The sequence below is a fragment of the Candidatus Paracaedibacteraceae bacterium genome (genome assembly GCA_019636055.1).
In the GTDB taxonomy this organism is placed as follows: domain Bacteria; phylum Pseudomonadota; class Alphaproteobacteria; order Paracaedibacterales; family Paracaedibacteraceae; genus Paracaedibacter.
Genome location: JAHBYH010000004.1, coordinates 22,544 through 40,193 on the forward strand (window position 1 = coordinate 22,544; position 17,650 = coordinate 40,193).

Sequence of the window (17,650 nt, forward strand, 5' to 3'; positions counted from 1 at the left end):
ATATTGCTTAAACACTACGCCCTGCAGCACTTCCTGATGACCAGGCCCATTGAAAGTTATAGCCACCAAGCCAACCTGTGACATCAACGGCCTCGCCGATAAAAAAGAGCCCGGGAACATTCTTACACATCATCGTTTTGGATGAAATATGATCAGTATCAATCCCCCCAACGGTGACTTCTGCTTTTTGATAGCCTTCAGATCCGGTTACCGTCACAGCAAAATTATGGATATAATGAGCAATCCCAAAGAGATCTGCTTTTTTAATTTCAGTGAGTGTGCGCTGCCATGTTGGGGTGGTTGCCAAAAAATCAACGAGGCGATCACTTAGGAATTGACGCATATAATTCGCAAGGATTTTTTTTGAGTCATTATCTCGTGTAAAATATTCTTTTAGATCAATCTTGGGGAGTAAATTAATCTGGATTGTCTGATGGTTAAAATCGGGAAGAAAAGATGATATCTGTAAAATTGCCGGACCGCTTAATCCGCGGTGGGTAAAAAGGATATTCTCACGGAAACGTGTTTTTCCAAAAACTGTAATCGAATCGTTAGAAACCCCGCTTAGGTTTTTAAAGTCAGTTAATGTGGATCCGCTTACAGTCAAGGGCACAAGAGCAGGGCGTGTTGCTCTTACGGGAATCCCAAATTTTTTAGCGATCCGATAGGCAAAATCACTTGCGCCAATTTGCGGGATTGATAATCCGCCTGTTGCGATTATCACTGAATCTGCGCTAAACTCCCCTTGGCTTGTTAAGACTGAAAATATATCTGGTTTTTGAATGTCGCTGACTTGGCAGTTTTTCTTAATGATGACATTTCCTGTTGTACACTCGTCTAACAGCATTGAAATAATCTGTTTCGAGGAGTCATCACAGAACAGCTGTCCAAGGGTTTTCTCATGAAAAGCGATTTTGTGGCGATTGACCATAGCGATAAAATCATGCTGAGAATAATTGGCTAGGGCTGATTTAACAAAGTGGGGGTTGGGGCAGATGTAATTACTCGGGGTTGCGCCGAGGTTTGTAAAGTTACAACGTCCCCCACCGGAGATCCGGATTTTTTCACCAATTTTTTGGGTGTGTTCTAACAACAGGACGCGTTTTCCACGCTGACCAGCTGTCAGTGCGGCCATGAGGCCTGCTGCCCCTGCTCCGATAATAATGCAATCAAAATGAGTCATAAGACCGAATATATCATATATTCAGTCTTATAGGGTTAGATTATTTTAGCTATACATACTGAGAGGAGGCCCCTCTTTTTTAGGAGGAATGAAACTTTTAAGGGAATGCTCTGCCATTTGTTTGGTGATAACTAACGGTTTATCTATATAGTCTGCAAGGTTAAACAGAATGTCTTCCATGATTCTGTTGATCATAATATTTATGGCACGAGCCCCTGTTAATTGCTGTGATGCCATGTCCGCAATATGATGAATTGCGCCCTCACTAAAACTCAAATCAATACCATACGCTACTTTAAACTTAAAGATGAACTGACTCATAAACGAATGTTTAGATTTTGTGATAATATCGACCAAATGCTTTTTCTCTAGAGGGGAAAATTGAACGATATTTGTTAAGCGACCTGCGAGTTCGGGGGACATGCCGTACATGTGGAGATCGTATGTTGTGATTTTATTTTGTGCTTTTTTGTCCGTTGTTAATCCAGAAAAGGCACCGCCTGCAAGGAATAAGATGCCAGATGTATCAAGTTCAACCCCATTTTTTAGCTTCACTCTTGTTCCTTGGATGACAGGGAGTAATTCTTCTTGAACGCGGCTGATGACATCGAGATCCTTACCTTCTAGTCCGGGGCAAAGTTTATCAATCTCATCAATAAAAACAATTGATTTTTCTGCGGTTTCTTGTATTTCCTTTTGGCTGTGGAGTTCGTTATCTTTGCTGATATGAGTTTGGGCGCTTGACCAAAGATCTTCAAAAATGTCTTGCCATTTTCGGCCGATATAGCCTTGTGATGTCCATTCTGTTGCATTACCAATCACCAGTGGAGTGCCAAGATAGCGTGCTAAGACTTCTAGCGTTGATGTCTTGCCACACCCTGTTGGTCCTAACATGAGAATGTTGGATTTCTCCATGGGCCGTGATGGTGGTGTTTCGAGGTGGTCCTTGCTGTCATTAATCTTTGTATTGATAAGATGGGTATGGATAAAAATACTCAATGATCGCATAGCATCGTCTTGACCAATTGTATATTGAGTCAGTTCCCTATAAATAGCTTCAGGGAAGGGGATGCCGTCAATCTCAATTTTAGCACGTTTTACGGGTGGAGCTATATCTTCTTCAGGTGGTTGTTCTGCTCTCCGCTTTTTACTGCGCGTTGTATATGGGGGATCTATTGGCGGTGGCAACCGGTAATCTTCGTCATCTTCCGGTGTGTAGCCAGAATCATCGGTCATATCACCCATGGGATGTCGATAATAATTAATATCATCCTCATTTAAAGGGGGCTCATTGGCTAGAACTATGGATGATAAAGTTGCCGTTAGAGTGATAGGGATAAAGATTTTTTTCATGGGGGAAATAAACTGCTTTTGATGGCCTACATATTTAGGATAAATAAAATATAATTTAAATAAAATTTTTTATTTTGAATTAACAAAGTAATAACAGTAATTTGGAGTATGATCTCTAAAACACAAATTCCTGATACTATAGACCTAACTCTGGGTCGAGTGACTCAAGCTCTTAACCGACTTGGTGACCCTCATTTGTCGATGCCTCCGGTTATTCATGTTGCTGGTACCAACGGGAAGGGGTCAACAATTGCTTTTCTTAGAGCGATTTTAGAGGGGGAGGGGAAACGAGTCCATGTTTACACGTCGCCTCATTTAGTTCGGGTTAATGAGCGAATTGTGATTGCAGGGCAACAAATTACTGATGATTTATTGGATGAATTTTCTCATGAAGTCAAGTCAGTAGCCCCTGATCTAAGCTATTTTGAACACCTGACTTGCGTTGCATTTTTAGCTTTTTCAAGAATGCCGGCTGATTATGTGGTGATGGAGGTTGGTCTTGGCGGACGTTTGGATGCAACCAATGTTGTCAATCCCATTGTTTGTGTGATTACATCTATATCTTTGGATCATCAAGATTATCTCGGCAATACTGTTGCACAAATAACCCGCGAGAAAGCCGGAATTATTAAAAATGGCAAACCTGTCGTTCTTGCTAAACAATTCTATCCAGAAGTGCGTGATGTGGTTATAGAAATTGCTGACCATTTGGACTGTCTTTTGATCGATGCGCCTACAATTAACAAAACAACTTTGGGACTCGTAGGGGATCATCAATATGATAATGCAGCAACAGCAGTTTGTGTTGCTCAGATTCTGTTGGGTGATAAAGATTACACCGCTCATTTGCGAAATGCACATTGGCGAGGTCGTCTGCAGCAGTTATCGAAGAAACCTGATATTTGGGTAGACGGGGCCCATAATGAAGAGGGTGTGCGTGTGTTGGTACAGGAGTTACTTAAATGGAGAGCTTCTGGTGTGTGTTTAGTTTTATGTATGGCTCAGCTATCTAATAGATCGCATGATATCGTGAGCCCAGCTCTAAATTTGGCGGATGAGGTTATTCATATCAATATGCAGCAAGGGGATCGTTTTCACCCGAAGCCTGATTTTGTAGAAAAGTCGTTTACCTGTGAACAAGCACTTTTACATTTTAAAGAAGATGCGTACAATAACACTAGAATCTTATTCATGGGATCCCTATATATGGTGGGCGAGATTCTTAAAACATGGGAGTATTCAGATGGTTGCAACAAATAAATCTTTTTGGGCTGGTGTCATTTTGTCACCATTGTTAATTGCTGTAATTTGGTTGGCGGCAAATAAACCTAAAGTTGAGTTGTCTCAGCCACAGCCGGCTGTTGCAACATTTGATTTCATTCCAACAACAGATAAAGTTATTTTGCCAACGGCTTCTTTTGAAAAGCTGAGCCTTGTTGATGGTACAACTTCCACTGTGACGTTTGCTGAACTTTCTGATAAACCAATGGTTATTCACTATTGGGCAACATGGTGTGGGGCTTGTGTTGAAGAAATGCCTGCTCTTGCAAAATTTGCTGAACAGAATTCCGATCATATCCGTTTTGTTATTATCGCGAGTGACCATTCCGGTGGCCGAGAGGTAAAGGCTTACTGTGATAAGAATGGAATTAAAAATATTGATGTTTATCTTGATAAGAAAGGTACTGTTTTGAAGGAGCAGGGAGTTAAAGCACTTCCCACCACGGTTTTTGCCGGTGCTGATCAAACTGAGGCAGGTCGCGTTGTGGGTGCTATTGATTGGTCTGGTCAATCAGGTACAATTATTCAGGGGTATTTAACTAAGGGTGCTTAGGTCTATTGAGGGGGGATTGTGGCTAAATTATATTTTTATTACTCTGCGATGAATGCAGGGAAGACAACAACGCTTTTGCAATCCAGTTATAACTATCGTGAGCGGGGTATGAATACCCTGCTTTTTACCGCCGATATTGATGATCGGTTTGGCCACGGGAAAATTGCGTCACGGATCGGGTTGTCTTCGGATGCTTTTGTTTATAAAAATGACTTTAATTTTTTTGAGTTTATTGAGTCTAAGAAGAAGGTTACGCCTAATCTTAAGTGTATCTTGGTGGATGAGGCTCAGTTTTTGAGTAAAGATCAGGTTCGCCAACTTTGTGATGTTGTTGATCATTTAAAACTCCCTGTTTTGACTTATGGTATTCGATCCGACTTTCAAGGGGAACTTTTTCCCGGGAGTTATTATTTATTAGCCCTGGCTGATGAGTTAATCGAAATTAAAACAATTTGTCATTGTGGACGTAAAGCAACGATGAATGCCCGAATGAATGCCAATGGCGAATTTATCACCGAGGGTGAACAAGTTGAGATTGCCGGTAATGAACGCTATATCTCTTTATGTCGAGAACATTTTCATAAGGGGCAGGTTCAACCGGAAAGCCATTGTGTTATTGGAATGCGGGTTGCTTAAAAACATGAAATAAGTCTTGCACAGTGGATGCCAAATGTGGCATATATTGTTTATCAAATCCGTCGGGAAGTAGCGCAGCCTGGTAGCGCGCCTGCTTTGGGAGCAGGATGTCGGAGGTTCAAATCCTCTCTTCCCGACCATTTGTTCTTATAGTATGACCCAGGTAGGGTAATGAGGGTCACATGTCATACGCACGAATTTATTCTCCACCAAAAACAGCAATGCAACAAGGCTCAGCAAAAACAGGATTCTGGGTTTTGGAATATAATAATTGTGATGCAAAATACTATGATCCGATCATGGGGTGGACGGGAAGCCTATCCACGGAGCATCAAGTCTCTGTTGAGTTTAAGACGTTAGAGGCGGCTTTGACTTTTGCCAAAAGTATTGGCCTAACACCGATTATAGAGCAGCCCCACGCTCGTAAGATTCAAAAAAAATCTTATGCTGATAACTTTCGCCACGATCGCCCAAGAGGTTAAACCCTCGGCACTTAATAATATACATTCCTAGATGTTGTTGCTTTTGTCGTGCTGTCCCTTGGTTTGGCTTCTTCTTCATTTTCGTAGTATGTGCTACCTGGCTCTGGTAATCGGATTATATATGCGTCATCAGTTGTTTCTTGGAGTGTTGTCCAATCCTTTCCGAATAATGGCGTGTTCGGGCGGGATATTGGTTTGTAAAAATCAACTTCAAGGTTCTTTAGGATTAGGTTCTGATTAAATGTGGATTCAAAAAGTTTTCTAAACCGAGATAAGATGTTTGTGAACGCTCTTTTGTAGCCATATTGATCGTAATCTGCAGGCAATGACAAGCCTAAGACACTTTGGTTGTTAATTATCCTTAGCGCATTTTCTTTGACCAGATGATCAAGTTTTTCAAGCATGTTTAGAATTGATTTTCTGATTAACTCACGCTCATTCGTTGGATAAGCTTCGATATAACCTTGAATAAAAGAGAGGAAGCTATGTTTTATTGTGCTAAAGATTTGTGTGGATTTGTTTGGATTGTTTAGATACAAGAAGATTGAGTAAAGTCTTATAATGTCAATAAAAGGTGATTGCGGATCTCTTAAGCTTTCAGCAATTGAGGCATTGTCGATAAAACTTATCGTATCCATGTCGATCAGAACGTTGCCTAGGTGAAAGTCACCGTGAGTGATTGTTTTGAAGTTATTAAACAACGATGTTGATGATAGATTGTTTTTTTGCTCCTCTGAGGCAAGGTTATAATGAAACTCACCCAAGGCACGGCCAATTTTGGTCATAATGTCATCAAGTTTTGTCGATGATAGTGTCAGGTTCTCTGTTAGTTTTTTTGCAGATATCCCGTGTGCAATGGGAAGTACTGTTAGGTAGTTTTTACGGCCTGTTGTGTCAAAATAATAAAATGTTGTATTGTGTAGTGCTATTTTCGGAAAAAATGGGTTTTCACGATCTAATTTCTTAAAAGTTGCTCCTAGTTCTTGTCTGGTAAGATTGAGATCTTGAATTTCTTTTATAGGGGTTGGTTGATCTCTGCTTTTTATTTTATCGCTATCTTTAATATTGCCCCACCCAATTAATTTGATAATGAAACGTGTATTGTTTGGATCAACAGCGTAAAGCGGGCTAATTTTTACATCGTAAATCTGCCGTGAAAAAAAACCGCCTCTACTGATTATAATTTCTCCGAAAGGCGTTGAAATTGTATCGCTGCCAAAATCGGGAGGTGTACTTTTGTTTGATGCAGGTAGTTCTTTCATGACGCCACTTTTGAATAGAACATGAAAAATCTCATTCGATAATAAGTAATCCCTTGTGTTAGGGACGTCGTAGCCGAAGTTGATCAGCCCGATCTCTGGTGTTAATAATCTTGGTGAAGACGCTAGTTTTGTTGCTTGGACTTCAGATGACAGCGTTAGGGTTTCTGGTGGTGTTGCACTGTTATCCGCTGAGACGGAATTTGTGGGAGTTATTGTAAATGAAAGTGTGGTCACAAAAAGCATTACCAAGAATATTGTCGACATGTTTTGTTTCCTTTTGCTGATCTGACAGCAATAATTATAGATGAGAGGTGTAAAAAAAATATTAATCAGAACGATCTTTTTCTTCCCTTTAGGTTGAGAATTAATCACGAGACTTGCGTCAAGCTGTCGGGGTGTTTAATATAGTAATGAAAGCTTGTAATATCAGGGTTTCTGACTATTTCTATTATATACAATTTGTTCAAGTGTGATCTCTAAATGTCTGATTTGTTTCGTGGTGCGACAGCTGTCGCCGTAAAATCTGAATATACTGCTAAGGATATCGAAGTCCTGGAAGGGCTCGAGCCTGTCCGTAAGCGACCTGGTATGTATATTGGTGGGACGGATGAAAAGGCTATGCACCATTTGGTTGCTGAAGTTCTTGATAACTCTATGGACGAAGCTGTGGCTGGTCATGCAAACCGGATTGAGATTTGTCTTGAAGTAAACAATATCGTCTCAATCAAAGACAACGGGCGGGGAATTCCGACAGATCCTCATCCTAAATTCCCAGAATTATCTGCTCTTGAAGTTATTTTTACGACACTCCATTCGGGTGGTAAGTTCAATAGTAATGTTTACGAAACATCGGGCGGTTTACATGGTGTCGGTATTTCTGTTGTGAACGCTTTGTCTGATTATGTAGAAGTTCAAGTAGCGCGGTCGCGTCAAGCTTGGCGACAAACTTTTTCTCAGGGTAAGCCAACATCAGCCTTAACGGCGGATGAAGGGATGACCAACTGGCGTGGAACAAATGTCCGCTTTCATCCGGACCCTGAGATTTTTGGTGACATTCAATTTAAGGCTAAGACGCTTTATGATTTGGCTAAGTCAAAAGCTTATTTGTTCAAGGGCGTTGAAATTAACTGGTGGTGCGATCCATCTTTACTGTCCGACGATTCTCCCGTTCCGCAATCTGCTAAGATTCATTATCCAAAGGGGCTTGAGGATTATTTGCAGTCTGCTCTTGAAGGGCAAGAAAGATTGGCTGAAGATATTTTCTCAGGTGAAGGTGCTTTTGCAAGTGGTGCCGGTAAGGTTGAATGGGCGATTACATGGTTGACGGCCCCGGGTGAAGATGGTTGGGCGTCCACTTTTTGTAATACGGTTCCAACACCGCTGGGTGGAACACATGAATCAGGATTTCGTCAAGCAATAACACGTTCGATCAAAGAATATGCTGATCGTGTCGGAAATCGTCGTGTCAGCCAGATTACAGCAGATGATGTGTGTGGATCTGCCGCTATTGTCCTATCCTGCTTTATCCCGCAACCCCAATTCCAAGGGCAAACAAAAGAAAAACTTGTTTCTGTTGAGGCGACTCGACTGGTCGATACAGCTGTAAAAGATCGTTTTGATCATTGGTTGGGTAGTTTTCCGCAACATGCCAATGCTTTGTTGGAGCATATATTAACGCGTGTAGACGAACGTTTGCGTCGCCGTCAAGCAAAAGAGGTTGCGCGTGCCAGTGCGACAAAGCGCTTGCGTTTGCCGGGAAAATTGGCGGATTGTACCTCAAATGATGCGGATATTTGTGAAATCTTTTTGGTTGAGGGGGACTCGGCCGGTGGATCTGCTAAGCAAGCCCGTAATCGTAACACGCAGGCAGTTTTGCCGTTGCGTGGTAAGATCTTGAACGTGGCCTCAGCAACGATTGATAAAATGCGAGCAAATCAGGAAATTTCTGATCTAATTCTTGCTTTGGGCTGTGGTTTTGGTCGGGACTGTGATCCGGATAAGCTTCGTTATGCTAAAGTTGTGATCATGACTGACGCGGACGTTGATGGGGCACATATTGCGTCCTTGTTATTAACATTCTTCTTCCGTGAAATGCGTGCCATTATCGATAATGGCAATGTATATTTAGCGCAACCGCCTTTGTACAGAATTACCCATGGTGGGAAGACATTTTATGCCCAGAATGATGCAGAAAAAGATAAGGTTATAAAGACTCAATTTAAGAATGCGACAAAAGTAGAAGTTGGTCGCTTTAAGGGGTTGGGTGAAATGTTGCCGGCACAGTTGCGCGATACAACTATGAACCCGGAGAAGCGTACCCTGCAACGGGTCATCGTCTTGCCAGAAGAGAATCTTGAGGATTTTGTGGATCGCTTGATGGGTAAAAACCCAGAAGCCCGCTATAACTTCATCTATGAAAATGCTGCGTTGATTGACGATGTTGATTTATAAAACCTTGTAAAACTAAACTGCAGTTAATGTTTTGTGGGGGTTGTGTTGTTTGTGTAAATAATCTCATCCCTTGCAAGTCGGGGGTAAATCCATGTACATTAAGGGTAAGATTAACCCCATATAGTACACTATAAAATGACAATAAAAGTTCGTTTTGCTCCTAGTCCGACAGGACTTCTTCATATCGGAAATGCCCGTGCAGCCTTAATTAATTGGTTATTTGTTCGATCCCATCAATTGCAAGGACAGGATGCGCATTTTCTGTTGCGCCAAGATGACACAGACCTTGAGCGGTCAAAGGATGAATTTGCTGAGGCAATCAAGCAAGATCTGGCGTGGTTGGGGGTAACCCATGATAGTTTCTTTAAACAGTCAGAACGGTTTGTACGATATGATGAGATCAAGCAGCAACTGATTGATTCAGGGCGTCTTTATCCCTGTTATGAAACGCCCGAGGAATTAGATTTTAAACGCAAACGTCAAATGGGACGAGGCGAGCCACCTATTTATGATCGTGGTGCATTGAAACTAACGGCAGATGAAATTGCTGCTTATGAGGCTGAAGGACGTCGACCCCATTGGCGATTTAAGCTATTGCCCGAAGACATTAAATGGGCAGACTTAATCCGCGGGGAAACATCATTCCACGGAGCAAACCTTAGCGACCCCGTTTTAGTTCGAGCCGACGGAGCTTATTTATATACGTTGACCTCCGTTGTTGATGACGTAGATACCAATATTACACATATCTTGCGCGGGGAAGACCATGTGACCAATACGGCTGTTCAAATTCAGTTGTTTGAAGCGTTAGGTCGAGATTCAAAGACAATCCATTTTGGTCATACAACATTGTTGATGGATGTGGATGGCAGTCCCTTGTCCAAGCGTCTTGGTTCATTGAGTTTACGTAGTCTTCGTGATATGGGCATTGAGCCTATGTCCATTAATTGTTTGCTTGCCCGATTGGGGACGTCGCAACCTGTTGAAGCCAAGTACAGTTTGGATGAATTGGCGGCCGGATTTGACCTTTCAACGTTTAGCCGTACGCCACCGCGTTTTGATATGTCTGATCTGGAAAATTTAAATCGTAAGATTTACCAAGTTTGGCCGTACGCTGCACTTCAGCATAAATTAAAAGATTTGAAGGCTGAGGGAATTTCGGAACAGATTTGGAATTTGATCAAAGGGAATATCTCAACATTGGACGAGCTAACACAATGGCAACAAGTGTTTTTTGGAGATATTTCAAACAGTGCGGATGACAAAGACTATTTAGCGATTGCCTTGACGCTATTACCATCTGAACCATGGACAATTGAAACTTGGTCTAACTGGACGGGTGCGATTAAGGCTAAAACAGGCCGCAAGGGGCGTGAACTCTTTATGCCATTGCGACAAGCGCTCACCGGGTTTGATCATGGACCAGAAATGAAGGAAATTTTACCGTTGTTAGGTGAGGACTTAGTTCGAAAAAGATTGGGTGAGTAGACTGTTCACCTCTCCTCTTGTAGGAGAGGGCGCTCGAAGAGCCGGTAAGGGATATTAAAAAACATATTCCTAATCATAGAGCGGCTATTGCACACAAAAAGGAATTTTAAAATGCTAAAAATATACAATACACTAACACGTCAAAAAGAAACGTTCACACCACAAAACCTCGACCATATCGGTATGTATGTTTGTGGGCCGACAGTCTATGATTACGCGCATATTGGGAATGCTCGTCCCGTTGTTGTTTTTGATATTTTAGCACGGGTTTTGCGCAGGGTGTATCCCAAGGTTACGTATGTGCGCAACATTACGGATGTGGATGATAAGATTAACGCTGCTTCTAAGGCATCAGGAGAGCCGATTCGCGTCATTACAGAACGAACAACACGGGCTTATAATGAAGACATGGCTGCATTAGGTGCTTATGAACCGGATGTAACCCCGCGTGCAACCGAGCATATCCCCGAGATGATTGCGATGATTGAGCAATTGATCGAGCATGGCCATGCCTACGCTGCCGAAGGACATGTTTTGTTTGCTGTTAAAACTTTTGCTGACTATGGTAAGTTATCCCGTCGTAATCAGGATGAGTTGTTAGCCGGGGCTCGAGTCGAAGTAGCACCCTATAAACGGGATGCCGGAGATTTTGTTTTGTGGAAACCATCTGATGATGAAACCCCGGGTTGGGATAGTCCGTGGGGCAGGGGGCGCCCAGGGTGGCACATTGAATGTTCTGCCATGAGTGAGAAATATCTCGGGAAAACCTTTGATATTCACGGCGGTGGCATTGATTTGTCTTTTCCTCATCATGAAAATGAGTTGGCCCAAAGTTGCTGTGCCAATAGGACAGAATATTTTGCGCGATACTGGATGCACAACGGTCATTTGACCGTTAATGGCGAGAAAATGTCCAAATCCTTAGGCAATTTCTATACGGTTCGTGAGTTGCGTCAGGAATTCACAGGTGAGGCGTTGCGTTATATGCTCATGAGTGCTCATTATCGTCAACCGCTTGATCTATCAAAAGATCTGATTCGGCAGTGCCAGTCAAGTTTAGATCGACTGTATGGTGCCTTAAGAGGTGTGGCGCTTATGAGTGCTAATGTTGACTCTCAGGTTATTGAAGCCTTACAGGATGATTTGAATGTGCCGATTGCTTTAGCGCGCTTGCATGAATTAGCAAGCTTGATTAATAAATCTGAATTCCTTGAAGAAAAAACGCAACTTGCATCAACGCTCAAAGCATCTGCTTATCTATTGGGAATTTTGCAACAAGATCCTGAGGTTTGGTTTCAAGGTAATATTGACGATGCTGCAGAAATTGAGGATTTAATTGCTCAACGTAAGGCTGCCCGTTTGGCTAAGAATTTCGCTGAATCTGATCGTATTCGGGATGAGCTTACCGCACGCGGGATTATTCTTGAAGATTCTGCAAAGGGTACCACGTGGCGCCGAGGCTAAAGTGATTACCTTTATCCTCCATGAACCGCAATTGCCAGAAAACCTTGGGGCAACAGCTCGGGCGATGGCTAATTTTGGCTTTGCCGAGCTGCGTGTTGTGGCACCTCACTGTGATCGTCTCGATCCAACGGCAATCGCTATGTCTGTGGGGGCTGATTCCATTTTAGAGTCAGCCACGGTCTTTGAAAGCTTAGACGATGCGGTGGCTGATCTGAATTGGCTTTATGGAACCTGTGCGACTCAGCGTCATTTAATCAAAGAATATCTACCAATTCGCCAAGCGAGCCAGCGCATTCAAACACACTCCGGTAATGTAGGTGTGTTGTTCGGACCTGAGAGAACCGGGTTGTCGAATGAAATTTTGGCACGGTGTCATGGGGTGATTCAGATCCCTGTGAATCCAGAGTTCTCATCTATGAATTTAGCACAAGCGATGGTGATTATTGCTTACGAGCTTAGCCAATATCCAAGACAATCAGATGTTATATTCAATACAGGTGAGACATGTCCAGCGCCCCAAGGACAACTTCAAGCTTTTTTGACTTATTTAGAAGAAGAATTGGATGCTGTCGACTATTGGCGCGTTCCTTCAAAAAAGGCCTTGATGAAACAAAACCTTGAGAATATCTTTACACGGTTACAGGTAACCGAACAAGATATTCGGTCTTTATGGGGTATGATTGATCGGTTGCGAGGAAGATAAGCATGAACCTTCTGTTTATTTTATAAAATTTTAATAAAATAGTTGATTTTGGTTATTGCGAACCTAACTTATTAAGTACAATCGTATAGGTTGATTTGTTGTACATGGGGGAGTTATGGTTGTTCATGCGAATCCATCTCATAGAACTGTGGTTAAAAGTCAGGATGCAAGGCGATCTTTGAAACAGAAACCTGCAGATAAAAATCAAAGTAATTCTGAGAATGGTGTTGTACAGCCTGGTGAAGATAAACATCTTGATAAAATCAAAATCGCCGATAGTGCTCGTAAAACTGAAGAAAATAATAATGATGTAACCAGTGCTAGTGATAATGGGCATGATTTTTTCATTCTCAATCTGATGGATAATGAAGATGTATTTAGCTCGCAGTCTTTTTATTCTGCCGGTAGAGCGTATAACCTTGTTCAGTATTATGTTGCAGTTGGGCAATCTATTGGTGTCAAGGGTTCAGGCTTAATAGGTGGGGTGGATAATGTTGACCGTAGCCCGGTTTTTACCGTATTACAGTCTGTTTTTGAGGAAAGGTTAAGTCTTCCCCGTATTGATTTGCTGGGGCTTTTTAATGCTGCGCCGACTGTGCAAAATTCGTTGATGGTAATTGATGAGGATATTCCTTTGTCCGGCACTTTAGTTGGCTCAGATCGGGAGGGACAACCTCTGACTTTTTCGGTTGTTCAACAAGCCCTCCATGGTAGTCTTGTTTTAAATCCAAATGGTACATATGTATACACTCCTCATTCAAATTTTAATGGAGAGGATACGTTCACGTTTAAAGCCAATGATGGGTTTAAAGATTCCGCAAATGCAAGCGTTACCATTACGATAAATCCTGTTAATGATCCGCCTGCAATTAATGACTTTTTTCGGGATAGTAATAATAATTCAATTCTAGATCCGCAGATCAGTGAAAATAATACGGGTGCGATTGTTGGGTATTTATCTGCTCAAGATCCAGAGGGAGATTCATTTTCATGGTCGATTGTTGATGTTGTAACACCATTTGAACTTGTTGGAACCATGCTTAAATTAAAAGATGGAGTTTCTTTGGACTATGAGAGTGACGGTGACTCAATAGAGGTTACTATTCAAGCACAGGATGTTTATGGCCTTGTGAGCAAACAAACTTTTAGTATCGCTCTTATTGACCTTAACGAAATTCCTGTTTTAAGTCCTGGTCTGTTTAATCAATCGGGAATCCAAATTGCGGTGCCAACTGTAAATGAAAATGATCCTGGTGCTATCATTGGTTATTTATCTGTAACTGATCCGGATGGGGATGCTATTATTTGGTCGGTTAGTGATAATCGCTTTGAGGTCGTTGATGGTGCACTAAAACTTAAAAATAGTGTTTCTTTGAACTATGAAGCTGAAAATACTATCGAAGTTGAAGTTCAGGCTGAGGATGGCAGAGGTGGATCTGATAGTCAAACGTTCCATATTTCTGTTCAAGATGTTAATGAGGCTCCAACGGATATTACTCTTAGCAATTTTTCAGTGAATGAGATTAAAACAGATGTTGTTGTCGGAACATTAAGTTCTATAGATCCGGATGCAGGCGATAGTGTTACGTTCTCAGTCGTTAATGATTCAAGATTTACGATAGACGGGAATAATCTGAAACTCGTAAGTCCTCTTGATTATGAGACGTTACCAAATCATCAAACATCAGTGACCATCAGAGCGACAGACGCTCAGGGCGCGACTTATGATAAAGATCTGATAATTTCTGTTAATGATGTTAACGAAAATCCCCCTAAGATTTTGGGGTATACAGACAATGCAGGGACGACTTATACGATTGACTATTCAACAGGTGGTGATGATGGTGGTGTTATCATTATCGTGTTCGATGATAGCATGTTCACGGCAAAAGAGACGGGTGTGGGGAATACTTGGCAGGTTAACATGGAAGATTCCGGATTTCCTGAAAACTATAGTTACTCTTTATCTGTAAATGCTACTGGTTTAACGGAAGAACATCGCCAGATTCTTGCTAATAGTTTTGCAATATCAAATACAGGTCTTATCACACAAATAAGTGCTATTGATGATCAATTAGCCCGGTATGTTCCAAATCTATTTAATCTTTCTTCAATCCGACAATTATGGTTGGATGTAACAGTGACGGACCTTGATAATGGTCTAAGTCAGACACAGCCCTTAAAGATTAAAATCACAGATGTGCCCCCTGCAATTAGCAGTGTTACAGATGGGGTAACCAGTTATACATTTGAGGATGGTCAAAGTAGTTCGACACCACCTTCATCTGGCGGTAATGGTATCATTCTTCCACCTATCATAAATATTCTACCAACTCCGTTATTTACAGAAAATGAAAATGATATCAACAAGACATGGCAACTTGGGTTGCGGAATACAAGTCCCTATGAAACCTATACCTATTCATTAGATTTTTTAAGTTCATCTAATCCGGGGTTAAGTGAGGCTACACTATTAATGCTTAAAAATAGTTTCGCGATATCAAGTACTGGTCTGATAACACAAATAAAGACTATTGATATAAATGACGTTTCTTGGAATATCTCTTTCCAAAAATATATACTCACTTTGCAGGTGACGGTAACGGATGCAGTAACCCTAGCCAGCGGAAAACAGGATATTACAATTGGTGTCAATGATGTGGCGGGGGAGGTTACTCAGACAACTCTAGGAACAAGCACAGTCATTTTTCGAGGTTTTTCATATGCCAATACATCAGCTGGCTCATTATTAGATGCATCAAAATATTTTAATATTAATACAACTGAGAAAATTCTTTATCATATAGACCCTTTGTATAGTTTGCAGATAGACCCGAATACGGGGCTTGTTTATGGCTCTATTCCGGGAACGGTTCCCACAAATGTTGTGCTTAATGTAAGGGTATTTACGGCTGATGATGATGTCGGTGATGATTTCGGAACAGATATTAGTGCTTATCTTTCCGTTCAAGTTCTGGATATACCATCCATAACATCGAGTCAATCTTACTTTTTAGTTGCCAGAAATGATTTTAATAACGGGATGTTTGGTGATTTGGCGAATTTGTCGTCACGTAATCTTTCTTTCCATCTTGATTCTGGCATGCCCGGAAAAATCATAAATTATTATAATGGAACCTACGCTTATCTTAACTATAATGTTGTCACCGAAAGTAGTGGATTGACAAGTTCTCCTCAATTAGTCACGGGGAGCATGTTTGTCGATGGGATATCTCATCGATTTGCATTTAATGTGACTAATGTGGTGCCTTTAGCCCTAGATTTCAGTTCTTCGTTCTCTAATTTTAAAAATGGTGGAACAGGAGGAACCGGTGGTGCTGGAACAGCGTTTGATACAGGAGCGACAGGTAGTTATGGTGGTGACGGAATCAGCTTTCAGCAGATTGATACGTCAAGTCAGGGTATTATTAAAGCTCCGGATGTTGGAAATGCAGGGAATGGTGGTAATGGTGGTTTGGGGGGTAGAGGTGGGAATGCCGCAGTATTTGAGGATGGTGACCCCGGTGGTACGGGTGGAAGAGGTGGAGATGGTGGTGATATTACGTATAAGTTAGATAATTCAGCTATTACAACTGATCAAATTATTATCGGTGGTGATACAGGTAATGCTGGATTGGGAGGTAGTGCAGGTGCTCATGGCGTAAGAGGTAACAATTTAGATGCTGGAATTTGGGGCTCTTATTCAGGTGGCGTTGGCGGCGTAGGCGGATCTGGTGGTAACGGCGGAGATATCGATTATTATCTTATTGGTGGTTCGGGAAATGATACCATTCTATTGGGAAAGGCAGGTTATTCCCTCCCTTCAGCGTTTGCGCCCATCGGTTCTGGTCAAGATGGAATAGGTGGGCGTGTATTTTACTCTGTAGAAGGTGGGGCGGGAAATGATTATTTTATCATCAACCAATTGCCGACTCCAAACCCAGACCAATTCGAAAAATCAGGTACTGTTGTGAGTGTCCAAGGGGGTGAGGGGGATGACGTTGCTGATCTTCAGGTTGATTTCTTTACATTTGGTCGATATGGCTCTCTTTATATTGATGGGGGGAATGGGTTTAACAGTCTGATTGTCCACAATGACTTAGGGCGTCAACTCTATTTTAACGATGACAATCCTTTTAGTTATGGCCGAATACGAAACATTAATCTGATAGATCTTCAGGACGCATCAACATTGACGATTTCGCCAACGGATATTGATAATATCGTTGCAGCGGATTCTAATGGTGTTCATACGCTGTTCGTTAACGGAACAACAGCTCCCGGTGGGATTATTATTGGGGGATCAGGCGTAAGTGCGGTTGAATTATATAATGCCCCATCAGGTTTTAATTTTAATAACCCGACGTCAACAGTATCAATGGGGACGATTCTTTACGATTCTTATCAAATTGACAGCAATACAGTGCTGAATATCCAACAAGGCGTGGGACATATGCTTCCTTCGTATTTCTAACCCCAAGCAAGGATGCCGCCTTCAAGATTATAGGCATCCATTTCAGGATATTCTTGGTTGAAAAAGAAACAAGCACGCGCACTACGGACCCCTGACCGACAAATAAAGATTACTTTTTTTCCGTGCTCAAAAGGGACTTCATTTGGGTAAAACGTGCTTAAGGGATACAGAATTGAGCCAGGAACAGATTTTGCTGCATATTCATCTGCTTCGCGTACATCAATCAACACAGCTTCGCTAGCTGATAACCATTGTTTTGCAGTTTCTACATCAACAGTTTTTACTAAGTCGGTCATGTTTTCCTCACGTGGGATTTTTGG

At 41.8% G+C, this 17,650-nt stretch carries 13 protein-coding genes and 1 tRNA gene; 10 read left to right on the forward strand and 4 right to left on the reverse strand.

All coding sequences use genetic code 11. The features are described 5' to 3' along the window. Nucleotides 1-7: 7 nt before the first annotated feature. Together KF820_07420 and KF820_07425 are read right to left on the reverse strand one after the other, a co-directional pair. Nucleotides 8-1,183 (reverse strand): NAD(P)/FAD-dependent oxidoreductase, encoded by a 1,176-nt coding sequence (locus tag KF820_07420; protein ID MBX3458167.1) that lies wholly within the window; start codon nucleotides 1,181-1,183, stop codon nucleotides 8-10. Nucleotides 1,184-1,228: 45 nt separating this feature from the next. Continuing rightward, nucleotides 1,229-2,536: an AAA family ATPase gene (locus KF820_07425; protein MBX3458168.1), complete on the reverse strand. Its 1,308-nt coding sequence runs from the start codon at nucleotides 2,534-2,536 to the stop codon at nucleotides 1,229-1,231. Between the two features lie 108 nt (nucleotides 2,537-2,644). Between KF820_07425 and KF820_07430 the strand changes: the two genes are divergently transcribed. From KF820_07430 to KF820_07450, 5 genes are all read left to right on the forward strand, one after another. Next, on the forward strand, nucleotides 2,645-3,796 hold the full coding sequence (locus tag KF820_07430) for a bifunctional folylpolyglutamate synthase/dihydrofolate synthase (GenBank protein ID MBX3458169.1): 1,152 nt from the start codon (nucleotides 2,645-2,647) through the stop codon (nucleotides 3,794-3,796). Beyond that, complete coding sequence (locus tag KF820_07435; GenBank protein ID MBX3458170.1) at nucleotides 3,780-4,370, forward strand: TlpA family protein disulfide reductase; 591 nt, start codon at nucleotides 3,780-3,782, stop codon at nucleotides 4,368-4,370. Before KF820_07430 ends, KF820_07435 begins: the two co-directional genes overlap by 17 nt. An 18-nt stretch (nucleotides 4,371-4,388) precedes the next feature. Next, on the forward strand, nucleotides 4,389-5,006 hold the full coding sequence (locus KF820_07440; protein MBX3458171.1) for a thymidine kinase: 618 nt from the start codon (nucleotides 4,389-4,391) through the stop codon (nucleotides 5,004-5,006). Between the two features lie 63 nt (nucleotides 5,007-5,069). Beyond that, a tRNA-Pro gene (locus tag KF820_07445) sits at nucleotides 5,070-5,146 on the forward strand. A gap of 42 nt (nucleotides 5,147-5,188) precedes the next feature. Then, a complete protein-coding gene (locus KF820_07450) occupies nucleotides 5,189-5,488 on the forward strand; it encodes an ETC complex I subunit (protein MBX3458172.1) in 300 nt (99 codons plus the stop codon). Nucleotides 5,489-5,499: 11 nt separating this feature from the next. Here the strand turns inward: KF820_07450 and KF820_07455 are convergent, their stop codons facing one another. Next, nucleotides 5,500-7,014, reverse strand: coding sequence for a hypothetical protein (locus tag KF820_07455; protein MBX3458173.1), 1,515 nt, complete (start codon nucleotides 7,012-7,014; stop codon nucleotides 5,500-5,502). Nucleotides 7,015-7,230: 216 nt separating this feature from the next. On the opposite strand from KF820_07455, the gene parE reads away from it, so the two are divergent. The 5 genes from parE (at nucleotide 7,231) to KF820_07480 (ending at nucleotide 17,330) form a co-directional block, all read left to right on the forward strand. Beyond that, nucleotides 7,231-9,201, forward strand: coding sequence for a DNA topoisomerase IV subunit B (gene parE / locus KF820_07460; GenBank protein ID MBX3458174.1), 1,971 nt, complete (start codon nucleotides 7,231-7,233; stop codon nucleotides 9,199-9,201). A 135-nt stretch (nucleotides 9,202-9,336) separates the two neighbouring features. Continuing rightward, nucleotides 9,337-10,689: a glutamate--tRNA ligase gene (locus KF820_07465; protein ID MBX3458175.1), complete on the forward strand. Its 1,353-nt coding sequence runs from the start codon at nucleotides 9,337-9,339 to the stop codon at nucleotides 10,687-10,689. A gap of 111 nt (nucleotides 10,690-10,800) precedes the next feature. Then, the gene (gene cysS / locus KF820_07470) at nucleotides 10,801-12,153 is read left to right on the forward strand and encodes a cysteine--tRNA ligase (protein ID MBX3458176.1); all 1,353 of its coding nucleotides are present in this window, start codon (nucleotides 10,801-10,803) and stop codon (nucleotides 12,151-12,153) included. 1 nt (nucleotide 12,154) lies between these two features. Next, entirely contained in the window at nucleotides 12,155-12,856 is a 702-nt protein-coding gene (locus tag KF820_07475; protein ID MBX3458177.1) for an RNA methyltransferase, read from the forward strand. A gap of 115 nt (nucleotides 12,857-12,971) precedes the next feature. Then, nucleotides 12,972-17,330, forward strand: coding sequence for a cadherin-like domain-containing protein (locus KF820_07480; protein ID MBX3458178.1), 4,359 nt, complete (start codon nucleotides 12,972-12,974; stop codon nucleotides 17,328-17,330). On the opposite strand, the gene KF820_07485 is transcribed toward KF820_07480, so the two are convergent. Continuing rightward, a complete protein-coding gene (locus KF820_07485) occupies nucleotides 17,327-17,626 on the reverse strand; it encodes a rhodanese-like domain-containing protein (GenBank protein MBX3458179.1) in 300 nt (99 codons plus the stop codon). The genes KF820_07480 and KF820_07485 overlap by 4 nt on opposite strands. Nucleotides 17,627-17,650 lie beyond the last annotated feature (24 nt).

Coding starts and splice junctions, on each gene's coding strand:
- KF820_07420 (MBX3458167.1), bottom strand. CDS start 1,183: ATGACTCATTTTGATTGCATTATTATCGGAGCAGGGGCAGCAGGCCTC.
- KF820_07425 (MBX3458168.1), bottom strand. CDS start 2,536: ATGAAAAAAATCTTTATCCCTATCACTCTAACGGCAACTTTATCATCC.
- KF820_07430 (MBX3458169.1), top strand. CDS start 2,645: ATGATCTCTAAAACACAAATTCCTGATACTATAGACCTAACTCTGGGT.
- KF820_07435 (MBX3458170.1), top strand. CDS start 3,780: ATGGTTGCAACAAATAAATCTTTTTGGGCTGGTGTCATTTTGTCACCA.
- KF820_07450 (MBX3458172.1), top strand. CDS start 5,189: ATGTCATACGCACGAATTTATTCTCCACCAAAAACAGCAATGCAACAA.
- KF820_07455 (MBX3458173.1), bottom strand. CDS start 7,014: ATGTCGACAATATTCTTGGTAATGCTTTTTGTGACCACACTTTCATTT.
- parE (MBX3458174.1), top strand. CDS start 7,231: ATGTCTGATTTGTTTCGTGGTGCGACAGCTGTCGCCGTAAAATCTGAA.
- KF820_07465 (MBX3458175.1), top strand. CDS start 9,337: ATGACAATAAAAGTTCGTTTTGCTCCTAGTCCGACAGGACTTCTTCAT.
- cysS (MBX3458176.1), top strand. CDS start 10,801: ATGCTAAAAATATACAATACACTAACACGTCAAAAAGAAACGTTCACA.
- KF820_07480 (MBX3458178.1), top strand. CDS start 12,972: ATGGTTGTTCATGCGAATCCATCTCATAGAACTGTGGTTAAAAGTCAG.
- KF820_07485 (MBX3458179.1), bottom strand. CDS start 17,626: ATGACCGACTTAGTAAAAACTGTTGATGTAGAAACTGCAAAACAATGG.